This is a genomic window from Synechococcus sp. CBW1004 (assembly GCF_015840715.1).
Taxonomy (GTDB): Bacteria; Cyanobacteriota; Cyanobacteriia; order PCC-6307; family Cyanobiaceae; genus Cyanobium.
The window spans coordinates 1277426-1293149 of sequence record NZ_CP060397.1 but is presented as its reverse complement, the minus strand read 5'-3'; the positions used below and the strand labels follow the sequence as shown (position 1 = coordinate 1293149).

Annotated in this window: 13 protein-coding genes and 1 pseudogene; 13 read left to right on the top strand and 1 reads right to left on the bottom strand. The window is 64.1% G+C overall.

The features are described from left to right. The first annotated feature begins 188 nt into the window (after nt 1–188). The 9 genes and pseudogenes from H8F25_RS06280 to H8F25_RS06240 all read left to right on the top strand — a co-directional run bounded on the left by H8F25_RS06280 (nt 189) and on the right by H8F25_RS06240 (nt 9578). Nucleotides 189–1289: a PhoH family protein gene (locus H8F25_RS06280; protein WP_197213530.1), complete on the top strand. Its 1101-nt coding sequence runs from the start codon at nt 189–191 to the stop codon at nt 1287–1289. 21 nt (nt 1290–1310) lie between these two features. After that, nucleotides 1311–2045, top strand: a complete 735-nt coding sequence (locus tag H8F25_RS06275; protein WP_197212564.1) for a Bax inhibitor-1 family protein — start codon at nt 1311–1313, stop codon at nt 2043–2045. A gap of 498 nt (nt 2046–2543) precedes the next feature. Then, nucleotides 2544–3002 (top strand): hypothetical protein, encoded by a 459-nt coding sequence (locus tag H8F25_RS06270; protein WP_197212562.1) that lies wholly within the window; start codon nt 2544–2546, stop codon nt 3000–3002. A 76-nt stretch (nt 3003–3078) separates the two neighbouring features. Further along, nucleotides 3079–4230, top strand: coding sequence for a GDP-mannose 4,6-dehydratase (gene gmd / locus H8F25_RS06265; protein WP_197212560.1), 1152 nt, complete (start codon nt 3079–3081; stop codon nt 4228–4230). Further along, nucleotides 4199–5224: a GDP-L-fucose synthase gene (locus H8F25_RS06260; protein WP_197212558.1), complete on the top strand. Its 1026-nt coding sequence runs from the start codon at nt 4199–4201 to the stop codon at nt 5222–5224. The genes gmd and H8F25_RS06260 overlap by 32 nt, the downstream gene beginning before the upstream one ends. Next, nucleotides 5221–6363 (top strand): UDP-glucose 4-epimerase GalE, encoded by a 1143-nt coding sequence (gene galE / locus H8F25_RS06255; RefSeq protein WP_197212556.1) that lies wholly within the window; start codon nt 5221–5223, stop codon nt 6361–6363. Before H8F25_RS06260 ends, galE begins: the two co-directional genes overlap by 4 nt. Before the next feature lie 147 nt (nt 6364–6510). After that, entirely contained in the window at nt 6511–6753 is a 243-nt protein-coding gene (locus H8F25_RS06250; RefSeq protein ID WP_197212554.1) for a hypothetical protein, read from the top strand. A gap of 52 nt (nt 6754–6805) precedes the next feature. After that, nucleotides 6806–8356: an IS5 family transposase gene (locus tag H8F25_RS06245; protein WP_197210801.1), complete on the top strand. Its 1551-nt coding sequence runs from the start codon at nt 6806–6808 to the stop codon at nt 8354–8356. Nucleotides 8357–8439: 83 nt separating this feature from the next. Further along, nucleotides 8440–9578: pseudogene (locus H8F25_RS06240) on the top strand (IS5 family transposase). Nucleotides 9579–10128: 550 nt separating this feature from the next. On the opposite strand, the gene H8F25_RS06230 reads toward H8F25_RS06240, so the two are convergent. Further along, on the bottom strand, nt 10129–11229 hold the full coding sequence (locus H8F25_RS06230) for a TIGR03790 family protein (protein ID WP_197212543.1): 1101 nt from the start codon (nt 11227–11229) through the stop codon (nt 10129–10131). A gap of 133 nt (nt 11230–11362) precedes the next feature. Here H8F25_RS06230 and H8F25_RS06225 point away from each other — a divergent pair, with 133 nt between their 5' ends. The 4 genes from H8F25_RS06225 to H8F25_RS06210 all read left to right on the top strand — a co-directional run bounded on the left by H8F25_RS06225 (nt 11363) and on the right by H8F25_RS06210 (nt 15538). Further along, nucleotides 11363–12892: an IS5 family transposase gene (locus H8F25_RS06225; protein ID WP_231597193.1), complete on the top strand. Its 1530-nt coding sequence runs from the start codon at nt 11363–11365 to the stop codon at nt 12890–12892. 845 nt (nt 12893–13737) lie between these two features. Beyond that, a complete protein-coding gene (locus H8F25_RS06220) occupies nt 13738–14760 on the top strand; it encodes an NAD-dependent epimerase (protein WP_197212541.1) in 1023 nt (340 codons plus the stop codon). A gap of 137 nt (nt 14761–14897) precedes the next feature. Next, entirely contained in the window at nt 14898–15146 is a 249-nt protein-coding gene (locus H8F25_RS06215; protein ID WP_197212539.1) for an AbrB/MazE/SpoVT family DNA-binding domain-containing protein, read from the top strand. Further along, nucleotides 15143–15538 carry a type II toxin-antitoxin system VapC family toxin gene (locus H8F25_RS06210; protein WP_197212538.1) on the top strand — a complete coding sequence of 132 codons (396 nt, stop codon included), beginning with the start codon at nt 15143–15145 and terminating at the stop codon, nt 15536–15538. Before H8F25_RS06215 ends, H8F25_RS06210 begins: the two co-directional genes overlap by 4 nt. The last annotated feature ends 186 nt before the right edge of the window (nt 15539–15724 follow it).

Here is a 15724-nt window from a genome sequence, read left to right as displayed (position 1 = left end):
GGGCCGGCCCCTGAGGTTTTCAGTCCCAGTGGAGCGCTCTGTTCCGCTGGGATCTTTTGTTGGAGCCCGGCCATGGCGGGGCTGCGGCACCGTCGCGTCGCGCGGCCGGCCGTCGGCTGCAGCTGGTGTGCACTCCCTGCCTGGCTGAAGCGATGACGGATCCCGCCGACACCGCTGTTCCGGCCGACATGCCGCTCCGGCGCGAGCCGTTGGCAGTCGAGGCCTCCTCCGGCTCGCCCGTCGCCGGATCTCCTGCGGCCGGCGGTGACACGGTGGTCCTGGCTCTGCCCCATCAGCAGGCGGCCCTGGCCCTGGCCAGCGATGGGGAGTCGCAACTGCGGCGCCTCGAGGCACTCACCGGCACCCGCCTGGTGCTGCGCGGCCTCGATCTGCATGTGCAGGGACGACCGGCGCAACAGGAGCGCGTCCTGGCACTTCTTGAGCTGCTGCGGCCGCTGTGGCAGGCAGGGGAGCCGATCGGGCCGGTGGATCTGCAGACGGCCCTGCATGCCCTCGATCAGGGGCAGAGCGAGAGCTATGGCGCCCTGCATCAGCAGGTGCTCGCCACCAGCGCCCGCGGCCGCGCCCTGCGGCCCCGCACCCTCGGCCAGAAGCGGTTCGTGGACGCGATGGAACGCCATGACCTGACCCTGGCGATCGGCCCGGCGGGCACCGGCAAGACCTTCCTGGCGACGGTGCAGGCGGTGCGGCTGCTCCAGGAGCGCCGCATCGAGCGGTTGATCCTCACCCGTCCCGCGGTGGAGGCGGGGGAGCGGCTGGGGTTTCTTCCGGGCGATCTGCAGCAGAAGGTGGATCCCTACCTCCGGCCTCTTTATGACGCCCTGCACACGCTGCTGGGCCGCGAGCGCACCGAGGCGCTGCAGGAGAAGGGGGTGATCGAGGTGGCGCCGCTGGCCTACATGCGCGGCCGCACTCTGGCCGATGCCTTCGTGATCCTCGATGAGGCCCAGAACACCAGCTGCGCCCAGATGCGCATGGTGCTGACGCGGCTGGGTGAGAACTCGCGCATGGTGGTGACGGGTGATGTCACCCAGATCGACCTTCCGCCGGGCCAGCTCAGCGGCCTGGTGGAGGCGGAGCAGGTGCTGGCCGGAGTGGAGGGGGTGGCGATCTGCCGCTTCGGTGAGGCCGACGTGGTGCGCCATCCGCTGGTGCAGCGCCTGGTGAAGGCCTACGCCCGCCGCGACGGCAGCGGCGGCGCGGCGGCCAGATCGGGAGATCCGAACCGACGCGGCTCTCCCAACCCGGCCACGGCTGGCAGGATGTAGAGAGTTCACATCCTCTGCGCCATGCCGGCCAGCAGCAATTTTCAGCAAGCGATTCAGGAGGCCCAGCGCGGCGCCCTGGTCGGCCCCAATGTGGTGAACAAGGCGCTGCCCTACGTGGGCGGCGGCATGGTGCTCACCGCTGTCGGCACCTTTGCCGGCATGACCATGCTGGCGGCGAAGACAGCCCTGTTCATGCCCCTGTTCTGGGTGGCCCTGATCGGGAACTTCATCCTGTTCTTCGTCGCCCAGAACGTGGCGCTGAAGGGCAACAACGGCACCGCCCTTCCGCTGCTGACCGCCTACAGCCTGATCACCGGCTTCACCCTCAGCGGCATCGTCAGCTACGCCGCCGCCGTCGCTGGTGTGGGGGCCATCGGGACGGCCGTGCTCGCCACCGGCATCACCTTCGTGGCGGCCTCGTTCATGGGCCGCCGCATGAGCGACAGCGTCGGTCAGGCCCTGAGCGGCGTGGTGGGACTGGGCATCCTCGGTCTGGTGATCGCGATGCTGGTGCAGATCGTCGGCGGCCTGTTCGTGCCCGGCTTCGGGATGGGCGGCTTCGAGTTGATGATCGCCGGCTTCGGCACCGTGATCTTCATCGGTGCAGCCTTCGTGGACTTCTATACGATGCCCCGCACCTACAGCGACGACCAGTACCTGGCTGGTGCTCTGGGGATGTATCTCACCTACATCAACCTGTTCATCTTCATCCTGCGTCTCATCATCGCCATCCAGGGAGGTGGCCGTCGCGACTGATCTCCAGCGGTGTGCTGCTCCGTAGTCAGGCAAAAGTCATGCCGTTGGAGCGTAATCTTAATTTTCATTTCTTCCCGTGATCAGAGCTGCCTTCATTTCGACTTGATTTTCATTCAAGGGGGCTTATGCTTCCTTTTTTATAGGCGTCCCTGGTTGCTCTGTCACGACGGCCGTGCTCTTCGGTGGCTTATTCGTGCTTTAATCGTAGGTACGCGCGTCATTCTCTTCCGGAGGCGAGATGAGCGTTGTGCCTGGCATTTTCCTGGCCCTGGGCGTCCTGTTGTTCCGATCTGATCTGAGCTGATGCCGCCAGTCGAAGCTCCCTTGACCAGTTCTGCTGCCCGTGCGCCGCTCCCTGTCGGCTCTTCGCCCGTGCCGTCGCGCCAGGATCAAGAGCTGTTTCCGTTTTCCTCAGACCCGGAGGAAGCCGCGAAGAGGGCAGGCTCGTCGGATGTGCCTCAGGGGGATGGCTCTGTCATCTCCACCGATCATGCAAGCGTGATCGATCAGGCTGGGCTCCCCGATTCCGCCGGATCGGTCTCCCGTCCGCGGCGGCGGGCGCGGCGGCGGGAGCTGCGCTGCCCGCTGCACCCGGAGCAGAAGATCTTCAGCGTTTCACCGAAGCACCATCTGTATGTCACCGATGTGGGGCAGCTGATGCTGCGGGGCCTCAGCAAGCGCCGCGCCGATGAGCTGCTGGCCGCCTACCGGCGCGTGCTGCCGCTCACCGACGAATGGATCGAGTGCTTCTGGTGCGATGACTGTGCCTGCACCTCCTGGTGGCACGTCAAGCGCCACGATCGTCACAACTACAGCCTCAACAAGGTGCCGCGCGAGCTGTGGGAGCAGGCCACCGGCGTGATCCGCGTCGAGGGCAACCCCACCGTCAGTCAGTTCAGCCGCCGCCAGGCCCGCGCCACGGGCGTGCTAGGCATGCGTCAGTATCGCTTCCTCTGATCCGCCCGAACACCGTCTCCCGGACTTCAGGCCGTTTCACCCGTCGATATTTGAGCGTGCCGCAGCGCGATCCCCCATGAGCCTCCCCGAGAAGACCGCTCTGATCACCGGTATCACGGGGCAGGATGGCTCTTACCTGGCCGAGCTGCTGCTGGAGAAGGGCTATCGGGTGCATGGCCTGAAGCGGCGCTCGAGCAGCTTCAACACCGATCGCATCGATCACCTCTATCAGGATCCGCATGAGCGCGATCCGCGCCTGGTGCTGCACTACGGCGATCTCACCGATGCCACCAATCTGATCCGCATCATCCAGCAGGTGCAGCCGGATGAGATCTACAACCTCGGTGCCCAGAGCCATGTGGCGGTGAGTTTCGAGAGCCCTGAATACACCGCCAACTGCGATGCGCTGGGCACCCTCCGGATTCTCGAAGCCGTGCGCATCCTGGGGCTGATCGAGCACACACGCATCTATCAGGCCTCCACCAGTGAGCTGTATGGCCTGGTGCAGGAGATTCCCCAGAAGGAGAGCACGCCCTTCTATCCGCGCAGCCCCTACGGCGTGGCCAAGCTCTATGCCTACTGGATCACGGTCAACTATCGCGAGAGCTACGGGATGTACGCCTGCAACGGCATCCTCTTCAACCACGAGAGCCCGCGGCGGGGTGAAACCTTCGTCACGCGCAAGATCACGCGCGGCCTGGCGCGCATCGATGCCGGGCTGGATCAGTGCCTGCACATGGGCAATCTCGACGCGCGGCGCGACTGGGGCCATGCGCGCGACTACGTGGAGATGCAGTGGCGCATGCTGCAGCAGAGCGGCATCCCCGAGGATTTCGTGATCGCCACCGGCCGACAGGAATCGGTGCGGCGCTTCATCGAGCTGGCCGCCATCGCCCTGGGCTGGGGAGGCATCGACTGGCAGGGCAGCGGCCTTGAGGAGATCGGCCGCCGCCGCGATACAGGCGCCGTGGTGCTGCGCATCGATCCCCGCTATTTCCGCCCCGCCGAGGTGGAGACCCTGCTGGGTGATCCGAGCAAGGCGCACCGCAGGCTCGGCTGGAGCCCGACGACCACCCTCGAGCAGCTGGTGCGCGACATGGTGGACAGCGACCGGGAGGACGCGGCCAAGGAGGCGCTGCTGCGTCGCGAGGGCTTCCGGGTCGTGGGGCCGATGGAGAATCCTCCCTCCAGTGCCAATGCCATGTCGCTGCCCAGAAATCCGGTCTGATGCCGTGCTGATCCACCCCGACGACCGCATCTTCGTGGCCGGTCATCGCGGCATGGCCGGCTCGGCGATCCTGCGGCGGCTGAAGGCCGGCGGCTATGGCGAGGACGACTCCGGTGGCGGTGCCCTGCTGACGGTGCCCCGCAGCCAGCTCGATCTGACGGATCAGGCCGCCACCGAGGCCTGGTTCGCGGCTCAGCGGCCCACGGTGGTGGTGCTGGCGGCAGCGAAGGTGGGTGGCATCGTTGCCAACAACAGCCATCCGGCCGATTTCCTGCTGCAGAACCTGCGCCTGCAGACCAATGTGATCGAGAGCGCCTGGCGCCATGGCTGCCGGCGCCTGCTGTTCCTGGGCAGCAGCTGCATCTATCCGAAGTTCGCCGAGCAGCCGATCCGCGAGGAGGCCCTGCTCAGCGGCCCGCTGGAGCCCACGAATGAGTGGTATGCGATCGCCAAGATCGCCGGCATCAAGCTCTGCCAGGCGCTGCGCCTCCAGCACGGCTTCGATGCGATCAGCCTGATGCCCACCAACCTCTATGGCCCTGGCGACAACTATCACCCCACCGGCAGCCATGTGCTGCCGGCCCTGATCCGCCGCTTCCATGAGGCGCGAGAGGCCGGCGCATCGGGGGTGGTCTGCTGGGGCACGGGCACGCCGCGGCGCGAGTTTCTGCATGTCGATGATCTGGCCGCTGCGGCGGTGTTCTGCCTCGAGCGCTGGCAGCCCGGGCCAGAGGACCTCCAGTACCTGAACGTGGGCACCGGCAGCGACGTCACGATCGCCGAGGCCGCCGCCCTGGTGGCCGACGCCGTGGGCTACCGCGGCGCCATCCGCTGGGATGCCACCAAGCCCGATGGCACGCCCCGCAAGCTTCTGGATGTCAGCCGCCTGGCGGCGCTGGGCTGGCGTGCCGCGATCCCGCTCGAGCAGGGGCTGGCCCAGACCGCCGCCGACTACATTGCTCGGCGGCAATCGGGCACTGAGGTTCGCCTGTGAGGGTTCTCGTCACCGGCGGCGCCGGCTACATCGGCAGTCATGCGGTTCGGGCGTTGAGCCGGGCTGGCCACCAGCCGCTGGTGCTCGACAACCTGGTGTATGGCCACTCCCCGGTGGTGCGCGAGGTGCTGCAGGTGCCGCTGGTGGTGGGCCAGGTGGGCGATGCGGCACTGCTGCAGGCGTTGCTGGACGGCTCCCATCCGGAACTGCGGGGCACGCCCCACGAAAAGCGGCCGATCGAGGCGGTGCTGCATTTCGCCGCCTATGCCTATGTGGGCGAGTCGGTGAGCGATCCGGCACGCTACTACCGCAACAATCTCGGCGACACGCTGACGCTGCTCGAGACGCTGGTGGCCCGGGCCCGCGCCAGCCAGCCCGGACCCGCTGGCTCGAGCCGGCCAGGCACGACCGGTCAGCCGGAGGCCGCCGAGGCCGTGGCGCAGCCCATCCCGATCGTGTTCTCCTCCACCTGCGCCACCTACGGCGTGCCCCAGCAGGTGCCGATCACCGAGGAGCATCCCCAGCAGCCGATCAATCCCTATGGCCGCAGCAAGTGGATGGTGGAGCAGTTGCTGCACGATTTCGGCCGCGCCTATGGGCTGCCGAGCGTGATCTTCCGCTATTTCAATGCGGCCGGTGCTGATCCGGCCGGTGATCTGGGCGAAAACCATGAGCCGGAAACCCATCTGATCCCGCTGGTGCTCGATGTGATGGGCGGCCAGCGTCCCTATCTGCAGATCTTCGGGGATGACTATCCGACGCCCGATGGCACCTGCATCCGCGACTACATCCATGTGAGCGATCTGGCCGATGCCCACGTGCTGGGGCTGGAGCGCCTCCTGCGCCTGCGGGAGCGCGGCGAGCCCCCCCGCGAGCCGCTGATCTACAACCTGGGCAACGGCACCGGCTATTCGGTGCAGCAGGTGATCGAAACCGCCAAGGCGGTGACCGGGCGGGGCCTGCTGGCCCATGTGGCGCCGCGGCGGGCAGGGGATCCGGCCCAGCTGGTGGCCGCCGCCGGCAAGGCCCACAGCGAGCTGGGCTGGCGGCCGCGCTATCCGGATCTGGCGGCGATCATCGAGCACGCCTGGGCCTGGCATCAGGGGGCGCTTCAGACCAGCCGCAGCGCCGAGGGTTGACAGGCTTCGCGCAACGCGGCCGCTGAGATCTGCGGAGTGCCGGGAGGGCCGCTGTAGGCCTGTGGCGGCCAGGGGGTGTGACAGGAGGTGGAACTGGTGAGGGGGACGGCTGTTCGCGCCGACCCGACACGTTGCGCTGCATCGGCCATGCTGGCTCTGCTGTCCCTGTTGCCCCGCGCCTCCACCACCTTCCTGTTCGCCCTGGCGGCTCTGCTGCGTTTCTATGAGTTCGCTGAAAAACCCGCCCATCCCTGCGAAAATGGGGCAACCGCCCACCCTGTGATGCGAGGTCGACAGGAGCGCACCGGCTCGCTGTTCTCCTACGTCGGGACTCCTGAAAAATCCAGATCCATTGCGCCGCGGCTGGTCTCAAGCATGAGAAGCCGCTAAAATGGCCGTGAACCAGGCAATCCGTGATTGCCTTTACTCCTGATCACTCCAGATGTACCGGAGGCACAATAACGGTCAGATCTCAATCAAGGAGTTCCACCTGCCATTTGGCGGCACACTTGATCCCGAGAATCGCTGGGTTCAACTGGAGGGGCTGATGCCATGGGATGAGCTGGAACAAGCCTATGCCCCTCAATTCAACGCCACAATTGGCGCTCCAGCCAAATCAGTGCGGATGGCCTTTGGTGCTCTCTACATCAAACAGAAGTTGGGGTTAACCGACGAAGAGACTGTCCATCAGATCAGAGAGAACGCCTATATGCAGTTCTTTCTCGGCTTTGCGGGTTACACAGCCAAGGCACCGTTTGATGCCTCGATGATGGTGCATTTTCGCAAACGCTTTTCTGACGAGGATCTGCGCCGTATCAATGAGCTGGTGGTGCAGCGCGGCAAAGAGATCCTTCTGGAAGCACTTGCTCAGGTAGCAGACGATGACGACCATGATGATCCTGATTCCAGAGGAGGAGGCGCTCAGCTGGAACTTGATGCGTTGATCAAGCCTGCTGACTGGCCAGAAGGAAAGAATTGGGGCACTCTCACGATTGATGCTAGTTGCACTCCTGCCGACATTACCTATCCCAGAGACCTCAGGCTCCTCAGCGAGGCTCGCACAACGACCGAGCGAGTCATTGATGATCTGTGCAGTCAGTCATCGGGATTCAGGAGACATCGACCTCGCTACGACCGTGGCCTTGCTCGTGCTCATTTCCTGAGAGTGGCGAAGCAAAAACGGCCACGCCGCCGAAAAGTGAAGGCTGCCATTAAACATCAGCTTGGATATGTGCGGCAGAATCTCAAAGCCATTGATGCTCTGATCGGCTGTGGGGCAACGCTTTCTGAGCTCAAGAGGCATTGGTGGCAGAAGTTGTTGGCCTGCAGCGAGTTGGAGCGGCAGCAGGGCCTTCTGCTCGCCTCTCAGACCAACAGCATTCCAGACCGCCTGGTGAATCTTGTGCAGACCCATATCCGCCCAATGGTGCGAGGCAAAGCACGTGCTGCGGTGGAGTTTGGTGCCAAAATCAGTGTTTCGGTTCAAAACGGCTTTCCGTTCTTGCACCGCATCAGCTGGAACCCCTACAACGAAGGAGAAGACCTGATCGCTCAGGCGGAAAAATACAAGCTGGATACAGGATCTTACCCAGAGCGCATCTGCGCCGACCGGATTTATATCACGGCCAAGAATAGGCATTTCTGCATGAGGAACGGTATTCGCCTCTCCGGCAAGCGATTGGGCCGCCCGCCCAAGGATCCTGATGTCACCACTGCACACAAGCAGCAGCTCCGATCTGATCAAGCTCGACGCAATGAAGTGGAAGGCGTCTTTGGATATGGAAAGCGCAAGTATTCCCTGGATCTGATCATGGTTCGTCTACCAGCTGGTGCCGAATCCTCCATCTCGATGGCCTTTGTCGTGATGTGCGCGGAAAAGGTCTTGAGGCTGCTGCGCCTCTTTTTTGCCCTTCTTTTTGGGTGGATCTACAGCTTTCTTATGGCCTGGTCAGCGATCAGAGCTCCTGCGGTCATCTGCAAGCCAGACTTTTGAGATCTGGCCCACTTGATGTCACGGCGCTTGCCGGCCTGATTAACGCGAAGCAAACGGACGAATTCGGCGCCGATGGGCCGAGAATCTTTTTCAGGAGTCCCTACGTCTCGGTCGAGGATCGGATTCCGGCCAGTCATCCGCTGCGGCGGATCCGCAAGCTGGCCGATCAGGCCCTTGATCGACTCAATCCCACCTTCTGCGCGCTGTACGCCTCAGAAGGCCGGCCATCGGTGCCGCCCGAGCAGCTGCTTCTGGCCTCGTTGCTGCAGGCGTTCTACGGGATCCGATCGGAGCGGTTGCTGCTGGAGCAGCTCCACTACAACCTGCTCTTTCGCTGCTACGGCTTCGCCGGGCCTGCGGCTACGTGGGTCTCAGCCCGGATGATCCGATCTGGCATCCGACAACGTTCACCAAGAACCGCGAGCGGCTGCTCAACGAGGAGGTGATGGGGCGCTTCCTGGAGAAGTTGATGGGTGCGCCGGAGGTCAGGCCGCTGCTCAGCGATGAGCACTTCTCGGTGGATGGCACCCTGCTGCAGGCCTGGGCGTCCCATGCCTCGCTGGAGCGAATGGATGGGCAGGACGATCCGCCGCCGCCGCCATCGGGCCCTGGCGAGGGCTTTGGTGCTCCAAAGCCCGGCAGGAAGCGCGCGAAAGGGGATTTCCGCGGCATCAAGCTCAGCAACAAGACCCATCGCTCCGGCGTCGATCCGGATGCCTTGCTGTGCCGCAAATCCAAGGCCCATCCGGCGTTGCCCAGCTACCGGGGGCACGTGCTCATGGACAACCTCCATGCCCTGATCGTCGACTGTCGCGTCACGCAAGCGACGGGCACCGGAGAGCGGGATGCCGCCAAGGTGATGGCGGCAGATCGTCCCGGTGCCCACCAGAAAACGATCGGTGCCGACAAGAACTACGACACCAGGGGCTTTGTCGCAGAGATGCGCCGCATCGGAGTCACACCTCACGTGGCTCAGAACACTGCTCGCTCTGGTGGTTCCGCCATTGATGGCCGCACCACTCGCCATGAGGGCTACGGCAAGTCGATCAATGCCCGCCGCGGCATCGAGAAGGTGTTTGGCTGGATCAAGCAGTGGGGCGGTCTGCGTCAGTTCAAGCTGCGCGGCACCGAAAAGGTGGGTGCAGTGTTTGGCCTGCACGTGATCGCCTACAACCTGATCCGGCTGGGCAACCTGCTCAAACCGGCGATGGCGGCGGCATGAGCAGGTGGTTGCCCAGAGGTGTGCCAACGAGGCGGCTTCCAGGAAGCCCCAACGGGGCAAAACGCCTGAAATCTGGCGTTCTGAACCGCTGAATCAACGAATCCAGCCCGAACAGCGCGTAATCAGATCACGCGAGGGAGGAACGCGGCGTTTCTGACGGTTTTTCCGCAAACTCCTATGGAACCGATTCCGGAGTTTCAGCCCATCACCCGCTTGCCGGATTCCCCCTGCTGGGTTGGAGCCTCACGGCCTTTGTCCTGGCGTCAGCGGCTCTCGTGGTTGATCTCGGCCTTGAGTGGAACCGTGTGGTTGGAACAAGAGCGCGTGCAGATCGAGAACGAGATCAGGAGCGACGACGTCGAGATCGCGCGGCTCGACAGAGCGATCTCCAGGCTCGATGCCTTCTTGGGCTTCTCAATGGCCAGCGGCGCGACACGTCGGCGAACCGGCGGCGGATCCAGGCGTTGATCGCCGAGCTGGCTCCCAGGCTGACGGCTCAGGCGCGCTGAGCTTCGGTGTTGGCGGCGGCGGTGGGCCGATGTGGGCGGCTTCAGGAAGCCCCCAGCCAGCTCCAGGGGCGCGGGCCCCAGGGTCTGGCCAGGGGTTCGCCGATGAACACACCCTGATCTGGCATGGCGACACTGCGCCAGTAGCTCTCCAGGAGGGTGTCGCCGCGGCGGTAGTAGGTCAGCAGCAGGCCGGGATGGGGGAACTTGGTGGTGAGGTTGCAGGGCTCCACCACGGTGCCGTAGCTGCCCGTGGCACCGGCCTCCAGCCAGCGCAGGGCGCTCATCTGCCCGTTGCCGCCGTCGCGGGAGGTGCCGGAGGCTCCGGTGAGCACCCCGGCGCTGGAGGTGAGGTGGTCGGCCACGGCGCCGGGCCGGAACAGCCCGTTTTGCGCTCCGGTGGGCAGCTCCGGGACGGCGGTGAGGCCCGTGAACAGGGCGATGGCACCACGCAGATCGCCGATGGCGTCGCTTTCCAGGAGGCGCACCTGCAGCGTGGATCCCAGCAGGGAACGCACGGCCGGGAAGCCTGCGGCACGGACGTTGCGCGTGCGATCGCTTGTGCTGAAGAGAAAGACGGTGCCGGGTGGGGAGGATCCATCGGCGGCCACCCCCCGATCGATCAGGGCACGGCCGGTGCGGAGGTCGGTGGCGGCCAGCAGCATGGCCGGGCGTATGCCCAGTTCAGACCAGGGACGGCGGATGTCACCGCGTGCATACCAGGGATTGGCGGGCGTGGCCTGGCAGGTGTTCAGGCAGCCGGAGCGCAGGCGCCCGAAGGCGAAGGCACTGGTGATCGACACGCACTCCACCCGCCAGGGGGATGCCCAGGCCAGCGCATAGGCCTGCACGTGTGCGGGGGTCTGGCGCTGCACCTGGCGCAGCAGCCGCCGGAAGGTGGCCGCATCCAGAGAGGGCCCCGGGCGGAAGCGCACGCGGATCAACTGGTCCGCAGGAATCCGCCTGGCCTGTTGATAGTGCTGCCCGATCGCCTCGCTGAGCGGATCGGCGGCATTGATCACCAGAGCCAGGTCCCGGGCCTGCAGGGGCGAGCCCCTGTCGCTCAGCGCTGGACGGCGGAAACGGCCGCTCCCGCCGGCGTTGGGACGAACAAGGGCGATGGCCCCGGCGCCCGCCAGCAGCATGACCCCGCCGGCTAACCAGGGCTTCCTGAATAAGGGCAGATCCACTGCAGTGCAATGGATCTCGGCAGTTTCTGACGGTAAAATGTGCGTGAACGGGCCGATCTGAGCCCAAAAGCGGTCCGGAGGTTTCCACATGTATCGGCGTGAGCATCGTTATCAGCTCTCGTTCGAAAACTTCTTCCTGCCGTTTGGCGGCAAACTCTCCGGTGATAATCGGTGGATCAAGCTGGCTGAGCTCATTCCGTGGGATGAACTGGAGGACGACTACGCGGCGCAATTCTGTAAGGGCTTTGGAGCACCGGCAAAACCCTTTCGCATGGCACTGGGTGCCTTGATCATCAAGGCCCGTCTCGGGCTCACGGATGAAGAACTGGTGGAGCAGATCAAGGAAAACCCCTATCTCCAGTTTTTCATTGGCTTGGAAGCGTTCCAGTCTTCGGCGCCGTTTGATCCATCGATGATGGTGTATTTCCGCAAGCGCTTGCCAGAAGCGATTGTGAATGACTGCAATGAACGGATTGTGCGCCACGGCCTGAAAATGATTCGCTCATCAGATCCCCAGGGCCCAGCGGATGACGACAGCAGTGGCGGATCGACCAGTCCTCCCGACCAACCAAAGCCATCCTCGCAGAAGCAGCCGAATCAGGGTTCACTCTTGATCGATGCCACCTGTGCGCCGGTGGATATCCGTCATCCCACCGATCTATCCCTGCTCAATGAAGCCAGGGAGATGACTGAGATCCTGATTGATGCGATGCATCCCCACGTCAGGGAACGCTTTGGCCACAAGCCGCGTACACACCGCAAAAAGGCGAGGCGGCAGTTTCTTGCAGTGGCCAAAAAGAAGAAGCCAAGGATCAGCAAGATCCGCAAAGCGATCAAACAGCAGCTTGGTCACCTCAAGCGGAATCTGGCAAGCGTTGACGCCCTGATCGCCTGTGGTGGCTGCCTTCTGGCCGCCGGACGGCATATCTACCGGAAGTTGCTGGTGATCAGCGAGCTGGTCCGCCAGCAGACCATTCTCTATCACGCAGACAGCAGAAGTATCCCAGATCGCATCGTCAGCCTCTGCCAGGCACATATCAGGCCGATTGTCCGCGGGAAAGCTCGTTGCAATGTTGAGTTCGGAGCCAAGATCTCAATCTCTGTCACCGGCGAGGGATTCACCTTCCTCGATCGCCTGAGTTATGACCCCTACAACGAAGGAGAAGACCTCAAGGGTCAAGCGATTTCCTATCGGCGTCGCCATGGTCACTATCCGAAGGTGATTTGTGCTGACCAGATCTACCGCACAAGATCGAACCGTGCTTTCTGCCAGCGCCATGGAATCCGTTTGAGTGGCCCGCGACTTGGACGGCCGAAGAACGATCCTGAATTGGTGGCTGCCGAGAAGCAGCAGTTCATCGATGACCAGCGCCAAAGGAATGCCGTTGAAGGCAAGATCGGCCAAGGCAAGAGGCGTTTTGGACTGGGCCTGATACGTGAGAAGCTCGCTGTGACCCAGGGTTCAACCATCGCACTCAATATTCTGGTGATGAACCTCGAGAAGCTGCTGGAGCTTCTTTTTGTTCTTTTTGCGTCCTGGCTGCAACTTCTCCTGTGCAATCAACCAGGCAAGGGGTCACCATTCGTGTGTGTGAGCACTCATCTCAGCCCCACATGAACGGCCAGTCTCCGCCTCACTCAGGCTCGGCTCTTTGACAGCTTGACCTCCCTCTCACTTTTTCAGGAAGCCCTAACCAGCCGCAAAGACGGCGCCTGGCGTCAGCGCTCGGCATCCGGTTCACTCCCGAGTCCACCCCCAGAGTGGTGCAGCCCTCCGGAGGACGGGCGCGAGGCTGGCGTGGACGCGCCGTGTTGGAGGCTCAGTCGAAGCATGCCGCTGCCTGTTGCGTCTGTCTGCATCAACCCCCATGAGTGCTCAAAACACGATAAAATAAAGACAATTAATTGAAGTTGCACTCACTCGACACGCATCCATTGCTTCCAGTGTGGCGCAGAGCGTGGTTGTTTTCATCGCTCTTGGGCGTGTTCCGGGCGCCAACCCAGTCGGATCAAATGTGAAGCGGCTTCCATCGCACCTCAATGTGATGGTCGCGAAAAGCAGTTGCGGAAATTACCGTAGTCGTCTTGAAATATCCACAAGGGGCACGATGTCTTCACCTCGGCAGTTCCTGGCTTCTGGCCTCTTTCGCCGTGCCCGTGATCGCAGCTGTGTCGTACTGGATTCGTGTCCTGCTGCATCGCTTCCGCCCCACGGCGCTCAGTGAGGCCTGTTCGAGTTATAACGGTATCGCTCGGAGGCGGCAGCTGATGCTCTGCACGCGCCCCACCGACGCACGACAGGATTGGTGTGTGCGTCCACGTGCCTCACATCACCCCTGTGTCGGGCTTCATCCGCATGCCAGGCGCCAGCCCTGAGGTGGGCACAATGGGCGGATCCGTCCCGGGCCTGGGGATGTCCAGCACCGCCCCGCCCGGGAGCTTCCCGAGGTTGTCCGCCTGCCCATGTCCGTTCTCGTCACCGGTGCGGCCGGTTTCATCGGCTTCCACCTGAGCTGCCGCCTGCTGGAGGGCGGCACGGAGGTGGTGGGCTTCGACAACCTCAACCCCTACTACGACCCTGCGCTCAAGCGGGCGCGCCTCCAGCGTCTGCAGGCCCTTGCCTCCGCCAACGGCACACCTTTCACGCTGATCGCGGCGGATCTCGAGGATGGCGAGGCGGTGCGACGGGTCTTTGCCGAGCACCGGCCGGAGCGTGTGGTGAACCTGGCTGCCCAGGCGGGGGTGCGCTACTCGATCGACAACCCCTCCGCTTACATCCAGGCCAACCTGGTGGGCTTCGGGCACATCCTCGAGGGATGCCGTCACCACGGCATCGCCCATCTCGTGTATGCCAGCAGCAGCTCGGTGTATGGAGGCAACAGCCGGCTGCCGTTCTCGGAGCACCAGGGGGTGGATCACCCGGTGAGCCTCTATGCGGCGAGCAAGAAGGCCAATGAGCTGATGGCGCACACCTACAGCCATCTCCATGGCCTGCCGGCCACGGGCCTGCGCTTCTTCACCGTCTACGGCCCCTGGGGCCGGCCGGACATGGCACTGTTCCTGTTCACGCGGGCGATGCTGGCGGGCGAACCGATCGAGGTGTTCAACGAAGGCCGCATGGTCCGGGACTTCACCTACATCGACGACATCGTCGAGAGCCTGCTGCGGGTGCTCGATCGCCCCGCCACCCCAGATCCGGCCTTCGATGCGGCGACTCCTGATCCGGCGACGAGCTGGGCACCGCACCGGGTGTTCAACATCGGCAACTCCAACCCGACGCCCCTGATGGACTACATCGAGGCGATCGAGCAGGCGCTGGGCGTGACAGCTGAGAAGCGGCTGCTGCCGATGCAGCCCGGCGATGTGCCCGCCACCGCCGCCGATACCAGCGCCCTGGAGGCCTGGACCGGCTTCAAGCCCAACACCCCGGTGCGCGAAGGCGTGGCCCGCTTCGTGGCCTGGTACCGGGAGTTCTATGGGGTGTGAGCGGGGGCTGCAGACTTCGCAGATCCTGACTGTAAGGCGATTTAGCCTTACGCTGGTCGTTTGGGTGTGGTCTGGTCATGGCGACGCGATCTGCGGCAACGCAATCTGCGATGAAGCGATCAGCGGTCTCGCTTACGGTGACCAGTAAGGGCCAGGTGACGTTGCGCAAGGAATTGCTGGCCCATCTCGGTGTTCAGCCCGGTCAGCGGCTGGATGTGGAGGTTCTGCCGGGTGGTCGCCTGGAGCTCCATGCCGAGCAGGCCACCGGCACGATCGATGGCTTCATCGGCCTCCTGGCGGGACGCAGTCCCCATCGGGCGAGCCTGGAAGAGTTGAGCGAAGCCGCCGCTTCCGGCTGGGCCGGCCTAGATGCCCTCAGACCGTGAGGATCACCGCCGACACCAATGTGCTGGTGCGCGCTCTGGTTCAGGATGACCCCGAGCAGGCGAGAACTGCGACGGCTCTGCTGGAGCAGGCCGAGCTGATCGCCATCCCCTTGACCGTGTTGTGCGAACTGGTGTTGGTGCTGCGGCGGGTGTACCGCTTTGCGCCCAGCGACTGCGCCAGTGCCATCGAAGCGCTGATGCGCAGCAGCGGCGTGACGATGGACCGCCCGGCTGTCCGTGCGGGGATCCAACTCCTGGCTGCTGGCGGCGATTTCGCGGATGGGGTGATCGCCTACAGCGGCCGCGCCCTGGGCAGTGAGCAGCTGGTCACCTTTGATCGCGACGCGGCTCTCCTGCTTTCTGAGGCAGGTGAACGGGTGCTGCTGCTCTGAAGGAGGTTGCCTGGCCCGCTTCGTCGCCCCGTGTCGCGAGTTTGACGGGCTGTGAGCCCTGACGGCCCTGGCATGAGCAGCACATGCACAGGCTTGATACGGTTTCCGGACGGCCTGCAGGCCGTCCCGAGCGGCCTGTCCCTGAGGCGCGCCACTGACTGCGCCACGGAACGGCTCGCTGTCCTG